Origin of the sequence: Pseudoalteromonas sp. DL2-H2.2, from assembly GCF_021532535.1 — a bacterium.
Classification (GTDB): domain Bacteria; phylum Pseudomonadota; class Gammaproteobacteria; order Enterobacterales; family Alteromonadaceae; genus Pseudoalteromonas; species Pseudoalteromonas rubra_A.
Genome location: NZ_JAKGBD010000008.1, coordinates 204,504 through 226,495 on the forward strand (window position 1 = coordinate 204,504; position 21,992 = coordinate 226,495).

The window sequence follows — 21,992 nt, forward strand, 5'->3', positions numbered from 1 at the left end:
TATGGAAAATTCAGCAATTGAAGCATTATTGGCCGAACTGGATGGTCAGGGGATTTATGTTTATTTGCAAGAGGGTCGCCTGAAACTGCGCACTCACCTTGCCACTGTGCCTGCAGCGCAGCTCAATAAAATTAAAGCCAATAAGCCGGCGTTGATTGCATATATGCAGGCGCACCATCAAAAGCAGGGCGCGTTGTCTGCGTCCCAGCAAGGGATCTGGCTTATCGACCAGTACCATGGGGGTGAGGTGGCCTACACTATGGCCGGGTTGCTCAGGCTGTCGCAGCCGGTTGGCAAGGCGCAGCTTGAAGATGCATTGAATACCCTGCTTGTCCGCCATGATATTTTGCGCAGCCAGTTTTTTGCCACAGAGCAGGGCGGATGTCAGCGCGTTAATACCGAGCTGTCTTTAACCTTAGCGCAGCTATCTGTGCCAGCGCCGCTCACCCAGGCGCGGATTGAGGCCGAGTTACAGCCGCTGTTGCGCCAAGGGTTTGACCTGCAAAAAACGCTACCGATCCGCGGCGCTTTGATCTGCGAGCCTGACGAAAGTGAAGGGCAGTGGGTCTATCTGATGCTGCATCATCTGGTGGCAGATGGCTGGTCGGTGCGGTTACTCGTCAACGAATTGCTGGATGTGTTACAGACACAAGCACCAAAACAGGCTGCGCCGCTGCAATATCTGGATTATGTACACTGGGAAAAGCGCTTTGTTCAGTCCGAGCGTTACCAGCAACAGCATGCTTACTGGCAACAGCAACTCGCCGACTTTTCGACGTTTTCATTGCCGACCAGTTATACCAGACAGACCGAGGCCTCGTTTCGTGGGGCAAGCCATTCATTTAAACTGGAAGAGGCACCATGTCAGCGTTTTGAACACAGTTGCCAGCAGCTGGGGGTGACACCATTTTCTGCGCTGCTGAGTGTTTTTTATGTGCTACTTCATCGCTACAGCCAGCAGCAGGATATTACGGTGGGCGTGCCTGTGCTGGGCCGCGAGCACAGCGAATTCGAGTCAATGATCGGCTGTTTTATCCATACTTTACCGCTGCGCCTGCAGCTCAATGGCGATATGCGGTTTAGCGAATTGACCAACTGCACTCAGGCTCAGATAAGGCAAGCGCTCGACAATCAAAGCGTATCGCAGGACGCACTGGCAAAGCTGGCCGGTACATCCCGGCTATTTACTGTGCTGTTTAATTATGACGCTGTGCCGCCTGAACCCTTGCGCGCAGGGGAGCTGGAAGCGCAACTGTTCACACTCAATAACCACAGTGCCAAGTTCGACCTGACGTTAAACCTGAGTACGCATCAGACGGGCATGGTTGCAGAAATTGAATACAACGTAGATCTGTTTGCACCGCAGCTGATTGCCCAGTTTGGCGATGATTTTCAGGCCTTGCTGAGTGCGCTCAGTGATAACCCGACTCAGTCGCTTGAAGAGGTTAGACTGCCTTCGGTCGATGCCGCGCAGCAGCTGCTTGGCACCACGCCGGATGTGAGCAAAGCCCCTTTGCTGTTACCTCAAATTCTGGCGCACTGCCAGTCTAAACCCACCCACCCCGCAATTGTTGCCGCTAATGACCCGACTCAGTCTGTGAGTTATGCAGAGTTAGCCACGCAAACCGCCAACCTTTCCACTGCGCTCAATGATATTGCCCCGGGCGACGCTTTAGTTGCCGTGCTGGTCAGTCGCAACGTACAAAGCCTGGTTGCTTTACTTGGCGTGATGCGTGCCGGAGCTACTTATCTGCCCATAGAGCAAGATACGCCGGTACAGCGGATCATAGAAATCATGGAGCAGGCTGGTTGCCGTACCCTGGTGGTCTGTGATGCCCAGGCAATGACAATACAGGCACAGGCTGCACTCAATGAACGCGAACTAGTGGTGTGGGAGTATCAGCAGCTGCTACAGCGTAACACGGCTGCTAAAGCGCTGGATGCGGCAAAAGAGCTAAGCGCCGACGATCTGGCATACGTGATCTTCACGTCCGGGTCGACAGGCAAGCCAAAAGGGGTAGCAGTCAGTCATGGCGCACTGGCCAGCTACTGCGAGTCTGTTACCCATCGTATCGAATTTTCGGGCCACACACGCGCCGGTATTGTGACCGGGCTTGCGACCGATCTGTGCCTGACTGGCATTTATCCTGTTCTCGCGCAGGGCGGTACTGTGGTCATGCCCGGGACGCGTGCGCTGCCAGAACCGCAACAACTGGTCGACATGCTTACTGAGCAGCGGGTGAACCTGCTGAAGATAACGCCGTCATTTGCCCGCGAATTATTGCCACAAATCGCAGCGCAGGGTGAAAATCAGCCGGCAATTGAGCAGTGGGTCTTAGGCGGCGAGGCGCTGGATGTAAACTTAGTCACTGAGTTACAGGAGCACTATCCCACAGCGCACATAGTCAACCATTATGGTCCCAGCGAAACCTGTATCGGGGTGACCACGCATACGATTGCTAAGCGCCCGGATCCGCGCATTGAGCATTACCCCATTGGCAAACCGCTGGACCATGTCAGCGTTTTAGTGCTAAACGCGCAGGGGCAGCCAGTTCCGCTAGGTATGCCAGGCGAGCTTTACATTGGTGGTGCGTCACTGGCCAGCGGTTATGTGCGTGCGCCCCAGCTGAGCGAGCGCTATTTTGTGCAATGTCAGACCCCAAATGGGCAGTCTGCACGGTTTTACCGCTCCGGCGATCGGGTGCGGTTAACTAACCTGGGTGAGCTGCAATACTTAGGCAGGCTGGATAATCAACCCAAGATCCGTGGCTATCGTGTCGATATCAGTGAAATCGAAGCTAAGCTGGCGGCTCTGCCAGGGGTAAAAGCTGCTGCTGTGATTGCACGTAAACAGGCGGGTATTGACGCCTTAGCGGCTTATTATGTTGCAGCTCGCGAGCAGGTCACCGCGGCCTGTTTGCGTGATGCACTCGGCGCACTTTTGCCGCAGGCTATGATCCCCAGCCATTTCAAGGCATTGGCGCAACTGCCTGTGCTGGGTAATGGTAAGGTCGACCGTAAACAACTGGCTGCACTGCCTGTGTGTGACGAGCGTCAGTACACGCCACCTGAAACACAACTACAGCAGCAGTTAGCCGCCTTGTTCAGTGAATTAACCGGTGTGGCGCAAATCTCTGCTGATGACGACTTCTTTTCAATCGGCGGCCACTCTTTACTGGCCATGCGACTAGCTAATCATATTCGCGCCAGGTTTGAGCGGGTGCTGTCGCTGCAAACCATTTTTGCCAACCCCACGGTTGCCAAGCTGGAGCGCTGTTTACTGGCGCAGGATATTCATCTCGGTAACACTTTGGTGAAGGTTGAACAGGCAGGTGAGCACCCCTTGTCTTTTGCCCAGCAGCGGATCTGGTTTGTGGATCAGATGCAGGGCCACAGTAAGCAATACAACCTGCAGGGCGCCTTTACCATTAAAGGCGCGCTCAATATTGCGGCGCTGTCACAGGCCTTTGAGCAGGTGGTTCAACAGCACAGCATTTTGCGCTTTAATTATGCTCAAAGCGCCCAGGGCGAGGCCGTTCAGTCCTTTAATGACACGCTGAACTTTGTGCTCAAACAACGCGATTTAAGTAAGCTCGATGATGAACAGCAGGCCGATACGCTGCGTCAATTACTGGCCGAGGATTATCATACCGGGTTCGACCTGAGTCAGGACTTGTTGCTGCGGGCTCAGTTGTTGCAACTCGATGCGCAACTGTCTGTGCTGGTCGTCACTATGCACCATATTGTCTCGGATGGCTGGTCAATTGGGGTGTTGTGTCGTGCGTTAGAAGCCGCCTATCGCAGTGCCTGTGCAGGCATGCCGCATAAGGCGGGCAGCCTGACACACAGTTATATAGATTATGTGCACTGGCAGCGCAATCTGGCCACTTTGCCTCAGTGGCAAACCAGCTTAGCGTATTGGCAAAAGCAGTTAGCGGATTTGCCCAAAGTGCATGAGCTGCCTCAGGATAACCCCAGAGAGAACAAGGTGATCAGCGGCGGTGCTTTGTACTGCTACGAATTGCCAGCAAAGCTAGGCCAGGCCTTACGCGGCTTTGTTGCCAGCAGCGGACAAACCCTGTTTGCCGTGCTGGAGTGTGCTTTTGCGTTGTGGATGAATCGTCTGTCTGGTCAATCCGATATTGCTTTGGGCACACCGGTTGCCGGTCGTGAGTTCAGCGAGCTCGAAGCCGTGATTGGTAATTTTATCAATACACTGGTGCTGCGCCATCACATCAAGCCCGATATGAGTTTTAGCGATGCACTGACACAGAGTTGCGATACCCTGCACAGTGCGCTTAATCATCAGCATATTCCCTTTGATGCTTTGGTCGAGGCACTCAACAGCGAGCGAAGTTTAGGCATTCATCCGCTTACTCAGGTAGTGTTCCGGGTTAACAACCAGGTCAATGAAGCGCTGCAACTGGATGGGCTGGATATCACGGTGAATGATACCGGCGTGCGCAGCGCTAAGCTGGACCTGGAAGTGTCTGTGATTGACTGTGGCGATACCATTGCCGTTGAATGGCTCTACGACAGCGCCTTGTGGCAGGAGCACAGCATTGAGTCGTTTGCCCGCCAGTATACTCAGTTACTGGGCGCTTGTTTGGATGCGCCGCAACAGCAGATCAGTGCCCATAGTCTGGTTGATGCAAACCAGCTGGCGCAGCTACTTGCATTCAGTGCACCACAAAACCACGAGCCAGGCAGCGATATTGGCTGGCACCACCATTTCAGCGCCATTGCCGAGCTTCAGCCACATAGTATTGCGCTGCGGTGTAACGGCGAATCCTATACTTACCTTGAAGTAGAACAAAGAGCGATTCAGTTGGCGCACTGCCTGCTTGAGATGGGGTTTGAAGAACAAAGCCGCCTGGCGCTGCTATTGCCCTCCGGCCCCGCCATGGTTATTGCCGTGCTGGCTATTCTTAAATCCCGCCATGTTTATGTGCCTTTACACTACGACACACCGGAAAAATCCCTGTCTTACATCGTTGAAGATGCTGATATTGTGATGATACTGGCACTCAGCGATGACACCGAAAAACTAATCGAAAGTGCCACCGACTTTCTGTTTCTGGATGATTTATTTGACGTTGAGTCTAACTTTTCCGGTTATCCGGTGTCTGCGCCTGGCGTCGAAGAGTTAGGAGAATCAACGCTCACGGATGCACAGCGCTTGTGCTACATCATTTACACCTCGGGCTCTACCGGACGGCCAAAGGGGGTGATGATCACCCATGGCAACCTGAATGTGTATTTATCTCATGCCATGGATACCTATCTGGATGCCGATACAACCTTACCGCTTGCGGTGGTGAGCACGCCTTTGGCATTTGATGCCACTATCACCGCACTGGTGCCGCCGCTGTTGTGCGGCGGTGAGGTTGAAATTGTGACTCAAGGGCCGCATCAGCTGGCGGCCATCACTGAGCTGTTGTTTAATGCCATCCGGCCACGGCTGTTTAAGCTCACACCGGCACATTTGCGGGCCGTTCAGGCACTGATGGATGAGCTGGGCAGCAACAGCGCCCCTCACACGCTGGTGATTGGCGGTGAGGCGCTGGATGCCGATTTACTGCTTGCGCTGCGCGAAAAGCTGCCAGCCTGCACCTGGATAAATGAATATGGCCCAACGGAAGCAACGGTGGGTTGTAGCGTGTTTGCGCTGACCCCGGATCTGAATCCTTACACCACGTTGCGTCATCCGGATGTGCCAATCGGCCTGCCCAATGCGGGCGTTGCTATGGTGGTGGTCGATGAATGTGACCAGCCCGTACCAGCCAACACGCCCGGGGAGCTGCTGATTGGTGGAGCTGTAGTGAGTCCGGGTTACGTTAACCAGGATGCGCTGAATGAGGAGAAGTTTGTTACCCTGAGCTTTGCCGGACAACCGCCGATGCGCTTTTATCGCAGTGGCGACCTGGTAAAGTGGCACAGCGATGAGCAGGGCAGGCTGGCTTATCTGAGGTATTGTGGCCGCAGCGACGAACAAATTAAGCTGCGCGGCTATCGCATCGACTTGAATGCGATTTGTCATTATCTGCGCGAGCTCGATGGCATACGCGACTGCGCGGTGACGGTCGATGAAACGCAGCAATTGCTGCAGGCGCATATTGTCTACCTTAACGGCAAAGTCCCGCTAGACAGTCATTTACGTAATCACTTGGCGCAATATCTGCCGCCGTACATGATCCCCGGGCAGTTTAATCGTGTTGAGGCCATTGTGCTCACGGCCAATGGCAAAGTGGACAGCAAAGCACTTAAAGCGCTGGCGCAGCAGCGAGAGGCCAGAGTCAATAAAAGCATCGACCTGGCGGCCCTCACGCCCATGCAGTCTTATTTGTATCAGCTTTACAGCGATGTTTTGCTGACGGAGCATTTTGATCTGGACGACAGCTTTTTTGACCTCGGCGGCCATTCACTGCTGGCCATTAAGCTTGTCAGCCAAATTCGCCAGCAAAAACACCTGGAGATAACGCTCCCTCAGCTATTCAAAACGCCAACCATTGCGGCGCTGGCTGAAGTGCTGGAGCAGTGCGACCCAATCGCTGCAGCACAAACGATTGTGCCTGTGTCGCGCCAGCAGCCATTGCCTTTGTCATTTGCACAGCAAAGATTGTGGCTGATTGAGCAGCTTCAGGCGTCCAGCACGCAGTATCATATGCCTGCCGGATTCAAGTTCAGCGGCACGCTCGACAAAGCCGCGTTTAGCGAAGCGCTCAATGCCCTGATAACCCGCCATGAGGTGTTACGTTCGAGGATCGTAAAAGTCGCGGACTCAGCTGAGCCTGTCCAGCAGGTCAGCAGTCAGTTCAATTTACCGCTGACTCAGCTCGACCTAACCAAAATGCGTGAACGTGCCCGTCAGCAGCGCTGGCAGCAGGCAGCGCATACCAACGCAACCGACCGCTTTGATCTCAGCCAGGATCTGCTGCTGCGGGTGTTGCTGGTTGAGTTTGGCAAAGACGACTATCGGGTGCATTTTAATATGCATCACATTGCCAGCGACGGCTGGTCGATGGCGATTCTGGTGCGGGAGTTCATCGCCTTCTATCGTCATTTTGCCAAAGAAGACGACTATCAGCTGCCAGTGGAGCTCACCCAGCCCTTAGCTGTGCAATATGGCGACTTTGCTTACTGGCAGCGTAATACCTGGGCTAAAGATGGCGGTCAGGCAGACTTACAGCACTGGTTAAAAGCACTGGATGGCCATCCGCCGCTTCATCAGTTGCCGCTCGATTATCCTCGCCCGGCCATGGCCCAGCTCAGCGGTTTACGCCATACCCAACGGCTCAGTGCTGCCCTCACGCGGGCTGTTCATGAGCACTGTAAGGCACAAGGCGTCACCTTGTTTATGTGGCTGCATACCGTGTTTTCACTGCTGATCCAGCGTTACAGCCAGAGTGACGATGTGGTGATTGGCTCGCCGGTTGCGGGGCGTGAGCACAACGAAGTGGCCAATTTAATCGGCTTCTTTGTCAACACCCTGGTGATACGCACGCGCACCGAGCCAGAGCAAAGCTTTAATCAGTTACTGGAACAGCAAAAACAGGTGATCCTGGATGCGTTTAAGCATCAGGCACTGCCCTTTGAGCAACTGGTTGAGGCTCTGAAACCTGAGCGAAATCTCGCACACCAGCCTGTTTTCCAGATTTTGTTTGCACTACAAAACAACGAAACGACGGACCTGGTTCTGCCGCAATTGCATATTGAAGTCGAAGCGCCAGATCAGCCCATGATGAAGTTTGACCTGGAGGTCAATGCCATCGAAAACGGCGATGGCATTGAGTTGGAGTGGAACTTTAGCTCAGCCCTGTTTAAACCCGCCACCATCGCGGCATTGGCCGAATCCTTTGAGGTGCTGATCAGCGCCATTTTGAAATCTCCGGAGCATACAGTGCACCGCTTACCTGTGCTCACCCAGTCTCGCCAACAGCAGCTGGTGAATATTAAGGGCGCAGATAAAACAGTCAACTCGCAGTGCATTCACACGCGGGTCAGTGCGCGGGCAAAGCACGATGCAACCGGGCTTGCGGTGCGCGACGCCGATGCCTGTATGCTCAGCTATCAGGCGCTCGAGCATAAGGCCTGTACGTTGGCCAGTTACCTGCTGGAGCAGGGCGTAAAACCGGGCGCGCGCATTGCCCTGTGCCTGAGCGCAGGGTGCGACCAACTGGTGGCCATGCTGGCGGCCTTTAAGGTACGTGCCGCCTATGTGCCCATTGATCCGGCGCTGCCCGCATCCCGATGCCAGTTTATGATCCGCGACAGTGGCGCAAGCTGGTTGCTGACCAGCAGCCCGTTAATGGCGCAATTAAAACCCGTCATTGATGCCGTACAGCAGCCACCGCTGTCGGTGCTGGTGATGGATAAGCCAGAGAATTGGCAGCCTAAGCAGGTACGCGACCATTTTGCCAGCAGCGAGCATTCAGACCTGGCCTATGTGATCTATACCTCGGGCACTACTGGCCAGCCCAAAGGCGTGGCGATCACCCAGGGTAATCTGGCGCTTTATCTTGATCATGCCTGCCATGAGTATATCGATGAAAACCTTAGCTTTAGTGCCGTGAGCACACCGCTGGCGTTTGATGCTACGGTAACCGCCATCTGGCCTGCATTGTTGCAAGGCGTGTGCATCGACATGCTGGCCGATGACGAGCGCATGTTAAAGCAGCTTGCCAGTCGCTTGTGTGGTGAGGTTGCCGGTCTGTTTAAAGTCACTCCGGCCCATTTACAGGGCGTGGTTGCGGTACTGAAACAATGCGGCCTGTCGGATGAGCGTAGTTTTGCAGCGCCGCACAAGGTGATTGTGGGCGGTGAAGCGCTGCCGGTTGCACTGCTGGTGGAGCTGAGCGCCCGATTACCAAATGTTATCTGGGTCAATGAATACGGCCCGACCGAAGCCACAGTAGGCACCAGCACTTATCACTGTGATAAGTCGGAAATTGCACGGCTTCATGCCCAGTCTCTGGTGCAGGTGCCCATTGGTCATCCCATCGCCAATACCCATTTACTGGTGCTGGATGAACAAATGCAGCCGGTGCCTGTGGGTGTGACGGGCGAGCTGTATATCGGTGGCGATAACCTGGCGCAGGGCTACCTGAATCGCAGCGACCTCAGCGCTGAAAAGTTTGTTTGGCTGCCTGTCGGGGCGCAGCAAAGTGAGCTGCGTTTTTATCGCAGTGGCGATCTGGTGCGCTGGTCGGTGAACGACGATGGCACACCTGGTGTATTGCAGTTTTGTCATCGCCTTGATAGCCAGCTGAAGCTGCGGGGCTATCGCATTGAACCACAAGAAATTGCTGAGCAGTTGCAGCAAGACTCCCGCATTGAACAGGCTGTGGTGATGCTTAATGAAACGGCCGATAACCTGGAAGCCTATCTGGTCGTGAGTCCGGATGAACAGAGTGAACAGCCTGTGCTGGCTGATGCCCAATTGTCTGGCGCCTTGTCGACACGACTGAGCGAGTCTTTACCGGCCTACATGGTGCCTTATCGCTATGTGCTGGTCGCTGCATTGCCACTGACTGCCAACGGCAAAGTGGATGTAAAAGCGCTGCATGCTTTAGGGGCGCATTGCGACTCGCCGGCTGAACAGGTTGCACCGCGCAACGACACAGAAGCTGCCCTTGCCGAGATCCTCGCATCGGTATTAGCGCGCACATCAGTCAGTGTGACAGACAACTTCTTTAGCCTGGGCGGCCATTCTTTGCTGGCAACGCAATGCATTGGCCTGATTGAGGCACAATTCGGGGTCGGCATGTCGGTCAGAACCCTGTTTGAGCGGCCTACGGTGGCGGCCTTGGCGCAGTGGATTGAGATCCATCAGGCCATGGCGGAGCAGGCTCAGGATGATAACGAAAACGACACTTCAGAAGAGATGTTTTTGTAATGACGGAACAGTTGATAGCAATTGAGCAGTTAATCGCGGATGCATTGCGTGCGGGCATTACCTTGTATGAAAAAAACGGGGCGCTGGCGTTTAAGCAAAAAGGGGATTTTCCGGCTGATCTTAAACAGCGTATCGTGGCGAATAAAGCCGATATCATCGCGTATTTTCAACAGCAGCGCGGCGCGGCTGAATCGTCGCACTCGGCGATTTCACCCGTTGACCGCTCAGGGCCTTTGCCTGCCAGTTATGCCCAGCAGGGACTGTGGTTTATCGAGCAGCTGCAAGGCAGCAGCCAGTATTATATGCCCGCTGAATTTGTGCTCACCGGGGCGCTGAATATTGCCGCGCTCAAAGCCAGTATCGCCGCGCTGATTGCCCGTCATGAATCTCTTCGCAGTCACTTTATCGCCAGCAGTGAAAGCGGACAGGGCGTAGTTGTACAGGTGGCCGACACGCTCGACACTCCATTTGAGTGGCGAGATGCAAGTCGCTGGCCCAAGGCCGACAGGACGCAGGCAATTCGCGACCAGCTGAGCGAGTTTCTGGCCCGGCCGTTTGACTTAAGCCACGATGCGCTGCTGCGGGCGCTGGTGATTTCAGATCAGCAGACCCACTATCTGGCGTTTAACATGCATCATATCGTGTCCGATGGTGCCTCGATGCAAGTACTGGTGCGGGAGCTTGAGGCACTTTACAGCGCAGAGTTAGGGCAGCAGAACGCCCCGCAACTGGCACCACTGCGCGTGCAGTATGGCGATTATGCCAGCTGGCAGCAAAACACCCTAACGGCTGAGTATCTGGCAGACAAACTAATGTTCTGGCAGCAAGCATTGCAAGGTTTGGATCCTATTCAGTCGCTGCCTGGTGACTTTGTTCGCCCGGCGGTGCAAACCCAGTGCGGCCGGGTTTATCGTCAGACGTTAAGCGCGGCGCTGACAGGGCACATTCAGGCGCACAGCGCACAGCAATCAGTCACGCCGTTTATGTGGTTACTGAGCAGCTTTATGTTGTTTATCGGCCGAGTCACGCAAAACGAACAGGTGATGGTTGGTACGCCGGTGCTTGGGCGCGATCATCCTGAACTGACGCCGCTGATTGGCCTGTTCGTCAATACTCTGGTGATCCCCGCCAATATTGATGAGTCGATGCGCTTTAATGCCTGGCTGGCGCAGCAAAAGGAGCAGATCCTGGCGGCGTTTGAGCATCGTGAGGTGCCATTCGATAAAGTGGTCGAAGCGCTACAGTGTGAGCGTGACATGAGCCACCACCCGCTGGTGCAGATCCTGTTTACGCTGGAGCAAAATACCTCGGCGCAGGCGCTTAATTTACCCGGCCTGAGCACCCTGGAGCAAGCCCAGGCCAGTGATGACATTGACATTAAATGCGACCTGGAACTGAGCGCCATCCTGGACGATGAAACAAACGCACTGACACTGAACTGGAAGTACGACAGCGACCTGTATCGCAGCGAGACCATCGCCCACTGGGCTGAGAGTTTTGCCGTAATGCTTGAGCAACTGGTTGCTGCGCCGCAAAACTCGATTGGGCAAGTTGGGTTGCTCAGCGAGTCGCAAACCGAGGCAATTTTGGCACATGCCCAGTATGCAGACACACACTGGGACACCAGCCAGACGCTGGTTAGTCTGTTTGAGGCACAAGTGAAAAAATTTGGCCAGCGGATAGCGGTGGTCGATGAGCACGAGCGCCTGAGTTACGAAGCACTAAATAACCGCGCCAACCGGCTGGCCAGAGTACTGATCGCAAGCGGCATCACACCCCAAGCCATGCTGCCGGTCAGTGTTACCCGCTCGGTAAATATGGTGGTGACCTTACTGGCGATTTTAAAAGCCGGCGCTGCCTATGTGCCCATAGACCCGGATTATCCCAAAGAGCGGATAGAATACATTATTGGCGATGTTGACAGCCGCTGGCTGATAGTCGACAACGACACCCAGGCACGTTTTGCAAGCTGCGCGGAGCAGATAATCAACATAGACGATGAGGCCATTTATAGGCACATTGCGATTGGCGATGATCTGGCGCTGGATATTCAGCCACAGCATCTGGCCTATATGATCTACACTTCGGGCACCACAGGTCGCCCCAAAGGTGTGCAGATAGAGCACCGCCATGTGGTGCGTCTGCTGCACGTTGAGCCTGCTTTATTTGGTTTTAATGAGCACGATGTGTGGACCCTGTTCCATTCATTTTGTTTTGATTTTTCGGTCTGGGAAATGTACGGCGCTTTGCTGTTTGGCGGCAAACTGGTGGTGATCAGCAAAGCGGTGAGCCAGGATACGCAGGCCTTTGCCCGCTGCTTGCTGAGCGAAAAGGTCACGGTACTTAACCAGACACCGGGCGCTTTTTATGTGTTGCAATCAGCCCTGTGCGCTTTGCCAGAGGCCGAACAGGCCCGATGCCGGGTGCGTTATGTGATTTTTGGCGGTGAGGCCTTACAGCCGGGCAAGCTTAAACCCTGGGCCAGTCGTTTTGATAATTGCCAGCTGATCAACATGTACGGCATTACCGAAACCACTGTGCATGTAACCTTTAAACGTCTTACACAAGCCGATCTGGCGCTGGGCGTAAGCAACATCGGCCATGCCATTCCAACCACCTCGTGCTATGTGTTGGATAAGCACCAACAATTACTGCCCATGGGCGCGGTGGGTGAATTGTATGTGGGTGGCGAGGGCGTATGCCGGGGTTACTGGCAAAGAGAAGCGCTTAATGCTGAGCGCTTTATTGCCGATCCGTTTTCTCCATCTGGCGACAAAAAGCTTTATAAAACCGGCGATCTGGTGCGGTTTCTGCCCGATGGTGAGCTGACCTACATCAGTCGCGCCGACGATCAAGTTAAAGTACGTGGTTATCGCATTGAGCTGGGTGAAATTGAAAACCAGCTGCGCCAGCATCCTCAGCTCCAGGCCGTCAGTGTGTTACTTAATCGTAATGATCAGCAGGGCGCGCGGATCAGCGCCTTTGTGGTCCCAAGCAGTGGCGCCGCACTGGACGAACCGCTCACTCAGGTGCAAGGGTATCTGCGCAGCACACTGCCCGAATTTATGCTGCCATCCAATGTGGTGGTGGTGGATGCGTTACCCCTGACCAGCAATGGCAAAATTGATAAAAAAGCCCTGCTGGCGCTGGATGTATTGCGCCAGGAGGCAGCCTATCGGCCGCCAGGCACACAAACTGAACGGGCCGTTGCCGGGTGTTTTTCTGTCTTGCTGGGTGTTGAGCAGGTCGGCCTGGACGACCACTTCTTCCGACTCGGAGGACATTCACTGTTGGCCACCCAGCTGGTTAGCCAGCTCAGGGAAGTGCATGGTCTGCCCGTCACGTTAAAAGATGTGTTTCAAAACCCCGCTGTGGCTGAGCTGGCCAAAGTGATAGAGCAGGGCGACGCCGAAGTGGCTTTGACTGCGGACATTCCACGAGCTGATACTTCCGCGCCTTTGCCCTTGTCGTTCGCACAGGCGCGGCTGTGGACGGTCGAGCAAATGACGCCAGATTCGGCGCAGTATCATATGCCCGGTACTTTTACGCTCAATGGGCCACTGGATCTGGCTGCATTTAAGCAGGCATGGGAGGCGATCCTTAGCCGCCACCAGGTGCTGCGCAGCAAGATAATACAAGGTGAGACGCTGCAGCCACTGCAAGTGCCCAGTGGCGAATTTACTGTGCCGCTGACTTATATTGATGCTCGTTCACTGACGGCGCGCGCGCAGCAGCAACGCTGGCTCAGCGCACAGCGCGACGATGCCATGTTGGCATTTGATTTAAGCCAGGGGGGGATGCTGCGACTGACTTTGATGGCATGCGCCGACGATATACACAAATTGCGGGTGAATGTGCATCATATCGCTGCTGATGCCCACTCTTTAGCGATTTTAACCGCTGAATTGGCGGCGTTTTATCAGCATTTTGCCAAAGGCCAGCCGTTACCCGAGTGGCTGTCTCAGCCTTTGCCTGTGCAATACGCTGAGTATGCACAGTGGCAACGTACTAACCTGGATGACGCGGCCTTGCAGTTACACCGAGACTTCTGGCTCGCCAATCTGGCAGATGCCCCGCCATTGCACCAGTTGCCGCTGGACAGGGCCAGGACGCGCACATCCGCCAATCACGGTGCTGTGCATCTTGCACACCTTAATACAGAAGAGTTCGAGCAGATCCAGGCGCAGTGCCGTGATAACGACATCACGCTGTTTACCTGGTTGCAAACCGCATTTGCTTTGTTTGTTGGTAAATATAGTCGCAGCGCTGATGTGGTGATCGGTGCACCATTCTCTGGTCGTGAGCACAGCCAGTTGCAGCCGTTGGTTGGGTTTTTCATTAACACTTTACCTATCCGCACGCGCTTTACGCCAGAGATGAGGTTCAGCGAGCTATTGGCGCAGCAAAAAGCGTTGATGATGGATATTCAGGCGCATCAGGCGATGCCGTTTGAGCAGATCCTGGATGCACTTAATGTGGCGCGCGACCTCAGTCATCAGGGCGTGTTCCAGTTAAGTTTTGCACTTAATCCGCAGCTGGACACCCAATTACAGCTGGCTGATATAGCAGTACAGGCTGAGCAGGCGGTGTCTGTGACGGCCAAATTCGACATTGAGCTCAGTGCAGTGCAAACCGACGACGGACTGCGCTTCAGTTGGTGCTACAACACCGCCTTGTTTGATGCCGCCAGCATTGCCCGCATGAGCGAGGCGTTTGGCGTGATGCTGGGCGCAGTTATCCGCAGCCCCGAGCTGGACATTGCACAAGTCCCGTTAACACAGGCGCGCTATCAGGCCATTAGCGGACAATCGCATCAGGTACCAGACACCACGCTGGTTGAACAACTTGCCCGACATGCAAGCCAGACACCCGACAAAGTGGCAATCAAAGCGCCTGAATCGAGCAGTACACTCACTTATGGCGAGCTGGAGCAGCGCGCCTGCACGCTGGCGCAGTATCTGGTTGGGCAGGGACTTCAGCCACAGCAAAGGGTGCTGGTTAGTTGCGATGCCGGCATAGACTTAGTGGTGGCCATGCTGGCAACGCTTAAAGCCGGTGGGGCCTATGTGCCCATGTCACCCGACTATCCAGAGGCACGTATTCAGCATATTATCAGCGACAGCGCCAGTGAGTGGCTGCTGACGCAGACGCGCTTTGCCGTGCAGTTTGACGCTTACCTGGCCTGCAAACAGGTGTGGCTGGACAGCCCGGAGCTGCCCGGGCAATGTGCGGTTTATGCGCAGCAGCGCTTACCCGCAATCGACGCAAACCAGCTGGCTTACGTAATTTATACCTCGGGCACCACAGGGCTGCCCAAGGGCGTGATGATCCCGCATCGCGGGCTTAGCAATTTATGTCACTGGCACCAGCGTGCCTTTGCGCTGAACGCGCACAGTGTTGGCAGTCAGACGGCCAACATTGCCTTTGATGCCGCGACCTGGGAGATCTGGCCTTATCTCAGTGCCAATGCCTCGCTGGTTTTTGTCAGCAGCAATGAGCTGAATGACCCGCAGCGACTATCGGCATTGCTGAGCCGTGAAGCGGTCAGCCATTGCTTTTTGGCCACGCCGATCGCCGAAGTGATGCTGGCAGACGCCGACTTTGCCCCCACTCAGCTGGAATACTTACTGGTAGGCGGCGACCGGCTCAACCCCGTGCGCACTCAGCATCACTTTAAACTGATCAATAACTATGGCCCGACTGAGGCCTCTGTGGTCGCAACCTCGGGCGAGGTTGCTCAGCCCTGCGAAGCGTTGCCGGATATTGGCCTGCCGGTAGATAACTGCGCGGTTTATATCATTGACGAGCAAGGTCGCAGTGTGCCCGATGGCATGGTTGGCGAGCTCTGTATTGCCGGTCCGGGGCTGGCTTTGGGGTATCTCAATCAACCGCAGCTGAGTGATACGCAATTCACTGAGCTCACGCTGGACAACGGCGAGCGCGTGCGCGTGTATCGCAGTGGCGATTTGGTGCGCCGACTCAACAGCGGCCGCATTGCTTATGTGGGCCGAAACGACGCGCAGGTCAAATTACGCGGTTATCGTATTGAGCTGGCTGAAATCGAGCACCAGCTACGCGAGCTTACAGCCGTGGCCGAATGCGTGGTGCTGATAACGCAAACGCAGCCAGGTAATAAACAACTAACGGCGTTTGTGGTACCGCAGTCAATGTCGTCCCAGAGCGAACTGGCCGAACATCTGCGCGGCCAGCTGCGCTCACGACTGCCTGAGTATATGGTGCCGAGCGCATTTGTGATCCTGGACGCACTGCCTTTAACGGCCCACGGCAAGCTGGATAGTCGCGCGCTGGTGCAGCTGGCAGAGCAGACAGGCGATGAGCAGGTGACCCAGCCAGATACGCCGAGTGCCACAAACGCCGGGCACAACCCGGTTTTAGCGCTGATGCAAACCTTACTGAACAAACCAGACATGCAGGCTCAGGATGACTTTTTTGCCAGTGGTGGCGATTCTATTTTGGTCATTCAGCTTGCCAGCCGGGCCAGAGCCGCGGGCATTAGCCTGTCAGTGGCCGATATTTTTGCGCACAGCACGGCGGCGGCATTGGCGGCGAATTTTGTTAGCGACGAAGCGCGTGCACAGCAGGGCGAGTGCGAGCAGCAGCATTTTGTTGGTAAATTAACCCCTCATCCCATTGCGCAGTGGTTTTTCGCTCAGGCATTTGCAGTGCCCGAGCACTGGAATCAGGCCGTCATGCTGAGCGTCGATAAATCGCTCTCGTTTAGTCATTTATGTGATGCCATGCAGGGGGTGCTGGCGTGCCACGACGCGCTGCGGCTGACGGTCAGGAACCATGCACACTTGTACATTGGCGAGCAGCTCGACAGCATACAGGTGTGTCAGTATCACGACCTCAGTGCCTCAGGAATAGATTGGCGAGAGGCACTCTCTGAATTCAGCGAGCGGGCGCAGGCAGGCTTTACTTTCGATGGCTCGCCCTTGTTAAAAGTGTGTCATATTGCCACGCCCGATACCGAGCAAAGCAATCGGCTGCTGCTGGTTGCCCATCACTTATTAATTGATGGCGTTTCCTGGCGTATTTTGCTGGCTGACCTTGAACAGGCCTGTGCTCAGGCGCAAAACGCTCAGGCTGTACACTTGCCACCGGCCAGTGCCTCTCTGGATGCCATTGCGTTTTATCTGCAAGAGCAGGCGCGCGAAAGCCAGTATCTTGCCAGCTGGCAGGAAGCCGCGAAAGCCGCACAAAACCAGGGGCCACTGGGGGCCAGCGCCTCTGGTAGCAAGCACAATGCAGCCATCTGCAATAAAATTCAGCTTAGCCCGGCTCAGACTCAGCAGCTGTTAAATGACGCAAACCGGGCATACAAGAGTACCATTCAAACCCTGTTGCTGAGTGCCTGGCAGTGGACCGCGCTGCGTTATTACGAGCGTCCAGAGCTGGTAGTTATGCTTGAAAGCCATGGTCGCGCTCAGCTCAAAGGCGCGCTCGATGCAAGTCGTACCATCGGCTGGCTCACCGCGTTATTCCCGCTGCATATGAGCAGCCCGGTTGGTCAATCTGAGCAGGCGCTGATTGATCTGATCTGCACTGTTAAAGAGCAACTGGCCTGGACAACCCGCCATGGCAGCGAGTTTGGTGCGCTGTGTTATGCCCACCCAGAATCACAGGTCCGGGCGTCACTGACGATAGACACCCGCACGCAAACTTTCTTTAACTACCTCGGGCAGCTGGACACCGTATTGGATCACAGCGGGTTGCTTGGTGATGCCTCTGAACCCACGGGCAGTCTGCGAAGCGAAGCCGATGCGGTGTTTGCGGCCTTGCAAATAACCGCTGCGGTGACCGGGGGCCGTCTGTCTGTGACGCTGGAATGCGCACCAGAATATTATACCGAGCAAGACGCACAGCAGCTGAGTGCGCACTTTGAGCTGGCGATTGAAGAGGTGCTTGCTCATTGTTTAGCACAAACCGAACACTGTCCAACGCCCAGTGACTTCCCGTCACTGCCCCAGCTTGACAATGCTCAGTTAACCCAGCTGATGCATAAAGCCGGGCAGGGCGTGGCCGATATTTATCCGATGACGCCATTGCAACAGGGCATGTGGTTTCACGCCCAAGGCACTGACAATAAAGCCTATCTGGAGCAATCTGTGATGCTGCTGGATGGCGCATTGGACACCGAGGCATTCGCCTACGCCTGGACACAGCTGATTGCCAGCCACTCGATTTTGCGCACGGCGTTTTTTGTCACCGTACATCAGCCCGTGCAGGTGGTTTATGACAAGCGTGACTTGCCCTTGCAAATGGGTGAGCAACAGCCATTCGATGAACAAGTGAAAACGCGTTTGGCCGAGGTAGCGGCGCAGGAATATCAGCAGCCCCTGGACTTGCAGCGCGCGCCTTGTATGCGCTTGCGACTGGTGCCCTTTGGCGAGCATTGCCACGGGCTGATCTGGACGTACCATCATATGATTATGGATGGCTGGTCGTTGCCGGTGCTGTTTGCCGAGCTGATTGAGCACTACCAGGCCCGGGTACTAACGCGCATGGTGCAAACGCTTGCCGACCCTTTTCGCGATTATGTTGAGTATCTTGATAAACGTGACAAACACGCTGAGCAGGCGTTCTGGCGCCAACAACTGGCACAGGTCGACACACCCACGCTGCTCACTGAGCACCTGGCTATCAGAGACAAACAAAACCACAGCGTCAGTGAGATAACTGAAACGCTGAGCGCGGATTTCACCGCCCAGCTAAGTGATTTTGCAAAGCAGCGGGGATTAACGCTTAACCAAGTGATCCAGGGTGCCTGGGCCTACTGGCTACGCACCTGTTGTCAGAGTGACTATGTGTTGTTTGGTCAAACCGTATCCGGACGTCCGGAGTCTCTGCCTCGTGTAGCCGAGCGTGTCGGCCTCTACATTAATACTCAGCCGGTGTTGATTAATACCCCAGGGCAGCTGACGGTTAACGACTACCTGTTGCAGATCAGAGAGCTTCAGGCGTCGCTGGCGCAATATGCCCACACGCCTCTGTCACAAGTCCAGCAATGGAGCCAGATTGATAACAGCGGCGACCTGTTCGATGCCCTGTATGTATTTGAAAACTTCCCAAGCGATCCGCTGGCGCAAGACTCCGGGCCATTCAAGGTCACCGTCTGCTCGGAGCGGGATCAGACCCATTACCCAGTCACTTTTGTGGTCGGCGTGGCAAGTCAGCTGTCGCTGACTCTCAGCTATCGCGAAGCCCTGCTGACGAGCGATCAGGCGCAGCAAAGTTTGGCTTTAATCACCAAACTACTGGCGGCCTTTATGGCTAAACCAGAAGCGACTTTGGCCGAGTTGCCGCTGATAAAGCCACAGCAAATTACCCCGTTGGCACAGTTCAGGCTACCCGGTGCAAAGGCACAGAGCATCGACCATAGCACCTTACAACAGGCGTTTGAGCACATCAGGGCAAGTTATGGGCAATGTACGGCTATTCGCTATTATCCATCCGGGATTGAGCAGCCCGCCGTAACCCTGACTTATGCCGAGCTGGATGACGCCGCAGCAAGGCTCGCGAATTACCAGCTGTCACAACACAGTATTCAGGCTGGTCAGTCCGTGGTGGCGGTGTGTTTAGCGCCCGGACCACAGCTGATAATTGCCATTTTGGCGGCGCTAAAGTTGGGGGCATGCTACCTGCCGCTGGTCCCCGTACTGCCCGAGCAAAGACGGCAATATATGCTTAACAATGCAAGCGCTGCGGTGTTGCTCACAACCGAGCAGGATTGGCAGGGCGCAACACCGGATTGCCCGGTCGTAGACCTGACTGAGTGTGAAGCAGACATATCGGCTCAGCCCGCGCTTTGCGTGCAGCGCACCTGCCACAGCGACGCGCCTTGTTATGTGATTTACACCTCGGGCACCACCGGGGAGCCGAAGGGGGTGCAAGTGGCTCACCGCAGTGTGCTCAATTACGTGGCTGCTTTGCAAAGCAATTATGCCATTACACCGAATGACAACTACCTGCAATTTGCCAGCTGTAGCTTTGATGTTTTTGCCGAAGAAGTATTTTGTACCTTACTCAGTGGCGCAACCCTGGTGATGGCCGAGCAGGAACAATTGCTCAATAGTCAGACGCTGGCGGGCTTGGCGCGTCATGCACAGCTGAGCCTGATGAGCCTGCCAACGGCTTACTGGCAGCAACTGGCGGTCAATCCAGTTGATTTGGGTAATGCAATGCGCATCATCACCGTCGGTGGCGAGCAAATGCAGAGCGCGGCACTGCGGGCCTGGCAGGCACATTATGGCGCGTCTGTTCGGGTTATTAACGCCTATGGCCCGACCGAGACCACCATCTCAGCCACGCTTCAGGATGTGACCAACTTCCAGGGCGAGTCTGTACCGATTGGATTGCCTCTGGCTGGGGTAACGGCACATGTGCTCGACAGCGAGTTTAGAGCGTTGCCGGATGGCCTCGCCGGTGAGTTGTATATCAGCGGTCCTGCTTTGGCACTGGGTTATTTGGGCGATAAGGAAAAGACAGACAAGGCCTTTGTGCTCAATCCCCATACGCAAACACGCTGCTATAAAACCGGCGATAAGGTCAGAGTGGTGGACGGCGAATTGCACTTTTTAGGCCGACTGGACGAGCAGGTAAAGGTGCGGGGCTATCGTATTGAGCTGGGCGAAATAGAACGCGCACTGCTAGCCCAAAGCGGTGTTGATGCCTGTGCGGTAATAGTCAAACACGAGCAGCTGATAGCCTTTATTGAATCTGCTGATGAGCCAGATGTGGCCCTGCTTAAAGCGGCTGTGGCCGAGCTGCTGCCAGCCTACATGGTGCCGCAGTGGATTGTACCGCGAGCCGCGCTGCCCCATAACCACAACGGCAAACTGGACAGAAAAGCACTCGAGCGAGAGGCAGAGACCCTGACTCTGGCTGAGCCGCAAGACTATGTTGCGCCATCCACACCCCTCGAGCGCCATTTGTGTGACTATCTTGGCGAGTTACTGCACTGCCCGCGGGTGGGTCTGAGCGATGACTTTTTTGCCTTAGGTGGCCATTCTTTGTTACTGATGCGACTACACAGCGAATTGTGCGATGCGCTTCAGGCACAGGTGCCTATTTCCTTATTGCTACTGCATAGCCGCGTTGGTGCGCTGGCTCAGGCGTTAAGTGATTTCCAGCGAGCCAATCAGCAGCAACCAGAGACGCTTCAGAGCCTGTTGTGCCTGCAAGCTGGCAGTCCGGGCGTGACACCTGTGGTGCTGATAGCCGGAGCCGGTGGTCTGCTGATGGCCTTTCAGGCACTGGTGCAAGGGCTGGATAAGCGAGTCCCGGTGTACGGCCTGCAACCGGATGTGGTGGCGCACGACCCCGATGTAGTCGGCTCAGTTGACGCTACGGCGCAGCACTATTTGTCGGCACTTGCGCAGGCGCAGTCTGGTCCGGTTCATCTTGTTGGCCACTCCTTTGGCAGTTTTATTGCGCTGGCAATGGCGCAGCGCTTAAGTGCGAATGAAGGCTCTGAAAGCGGCTCTCTGAATATCTCGGTGACGTCAGTCACCATACTGGATACGCCCAGACCCACGCAAAGTTCGGTGGCTATCAGCGCTATGCAGGCCAGTCAGCTGATGCTTGAAAACCTCAATACCTTCTTTGCGCTGGGTTTCAGTGCGGCGCAGCTTAGCGAACTCGGTGCTAAACCGCTTGAGGAACAAACCGTTTGCCTGGCAGATGCCATGGCACAGTCGGGCTATCACTTTAGCGCCGAGCAACTTCAGCGGTTGCAGGCGGTGTTTCGCGGTCAGCTGATGGCCGATGTGCAGTTACCCGCAGAGCTAAACTGCCCGCTTTGTGTAATTAAAGCGCGCGAAACCAATGAGTTTGAAGGCCGACCTCTGGCACCCGATATGGGCTGGCAGGCGCTGTACGGCAAAGTGCATTGCCACGAAGTCGCAGGCAACCACTTGTCAATTTTGCAGCACCAGCAGGTGGGTGCCGTGGTGGAAATAATAGAGAGCTACTGTGATTTGTAGTCTATTGTTTAGCAATATGTTTTTAAATTGTTTTAATTTGGCTTTGGTTGTGCGTAAAAAATAAACAATTAATGTCAAAATTGCGATGTAAA

Annotated in this window: 2 protein-coding genes; both read left to right on the forward strand. The window is 55.1% G+C overall.

The features are described 5' to 3' along the window. Position 1: 1 nt before the first annotated feature. On the forward strand, positions 2–9,895 hold the full coding sequence (locus L1285_RS15140) for a non-ribosomal peptide synthetase (RefSeq protein WP_235413036.1): 9,894 nt from the start codon (positions 2–4) through the stop codon (positions 9,893–9,895). Continuing rightward, positions 9,895–21,900 carry a non-ribosomal peptide synthetase gene (locus L1285_RS15145; protein WP_235413037.1) on the forward strand — a complete coding sequence of 4,002 codons (12,006 nt, stop codon included), beginning with the start codon at positions 9,895–9,897 and terminating at the stop codon, positions 21,898–21,900. The genes L1285_RS15140 and L1285_RS15145 overlap by 1 nt, the downstream gene beginning before the upstream one ends. The last annotated feature ends 92 nt before the right edge of the window (positions 21,901–21,992 follow it).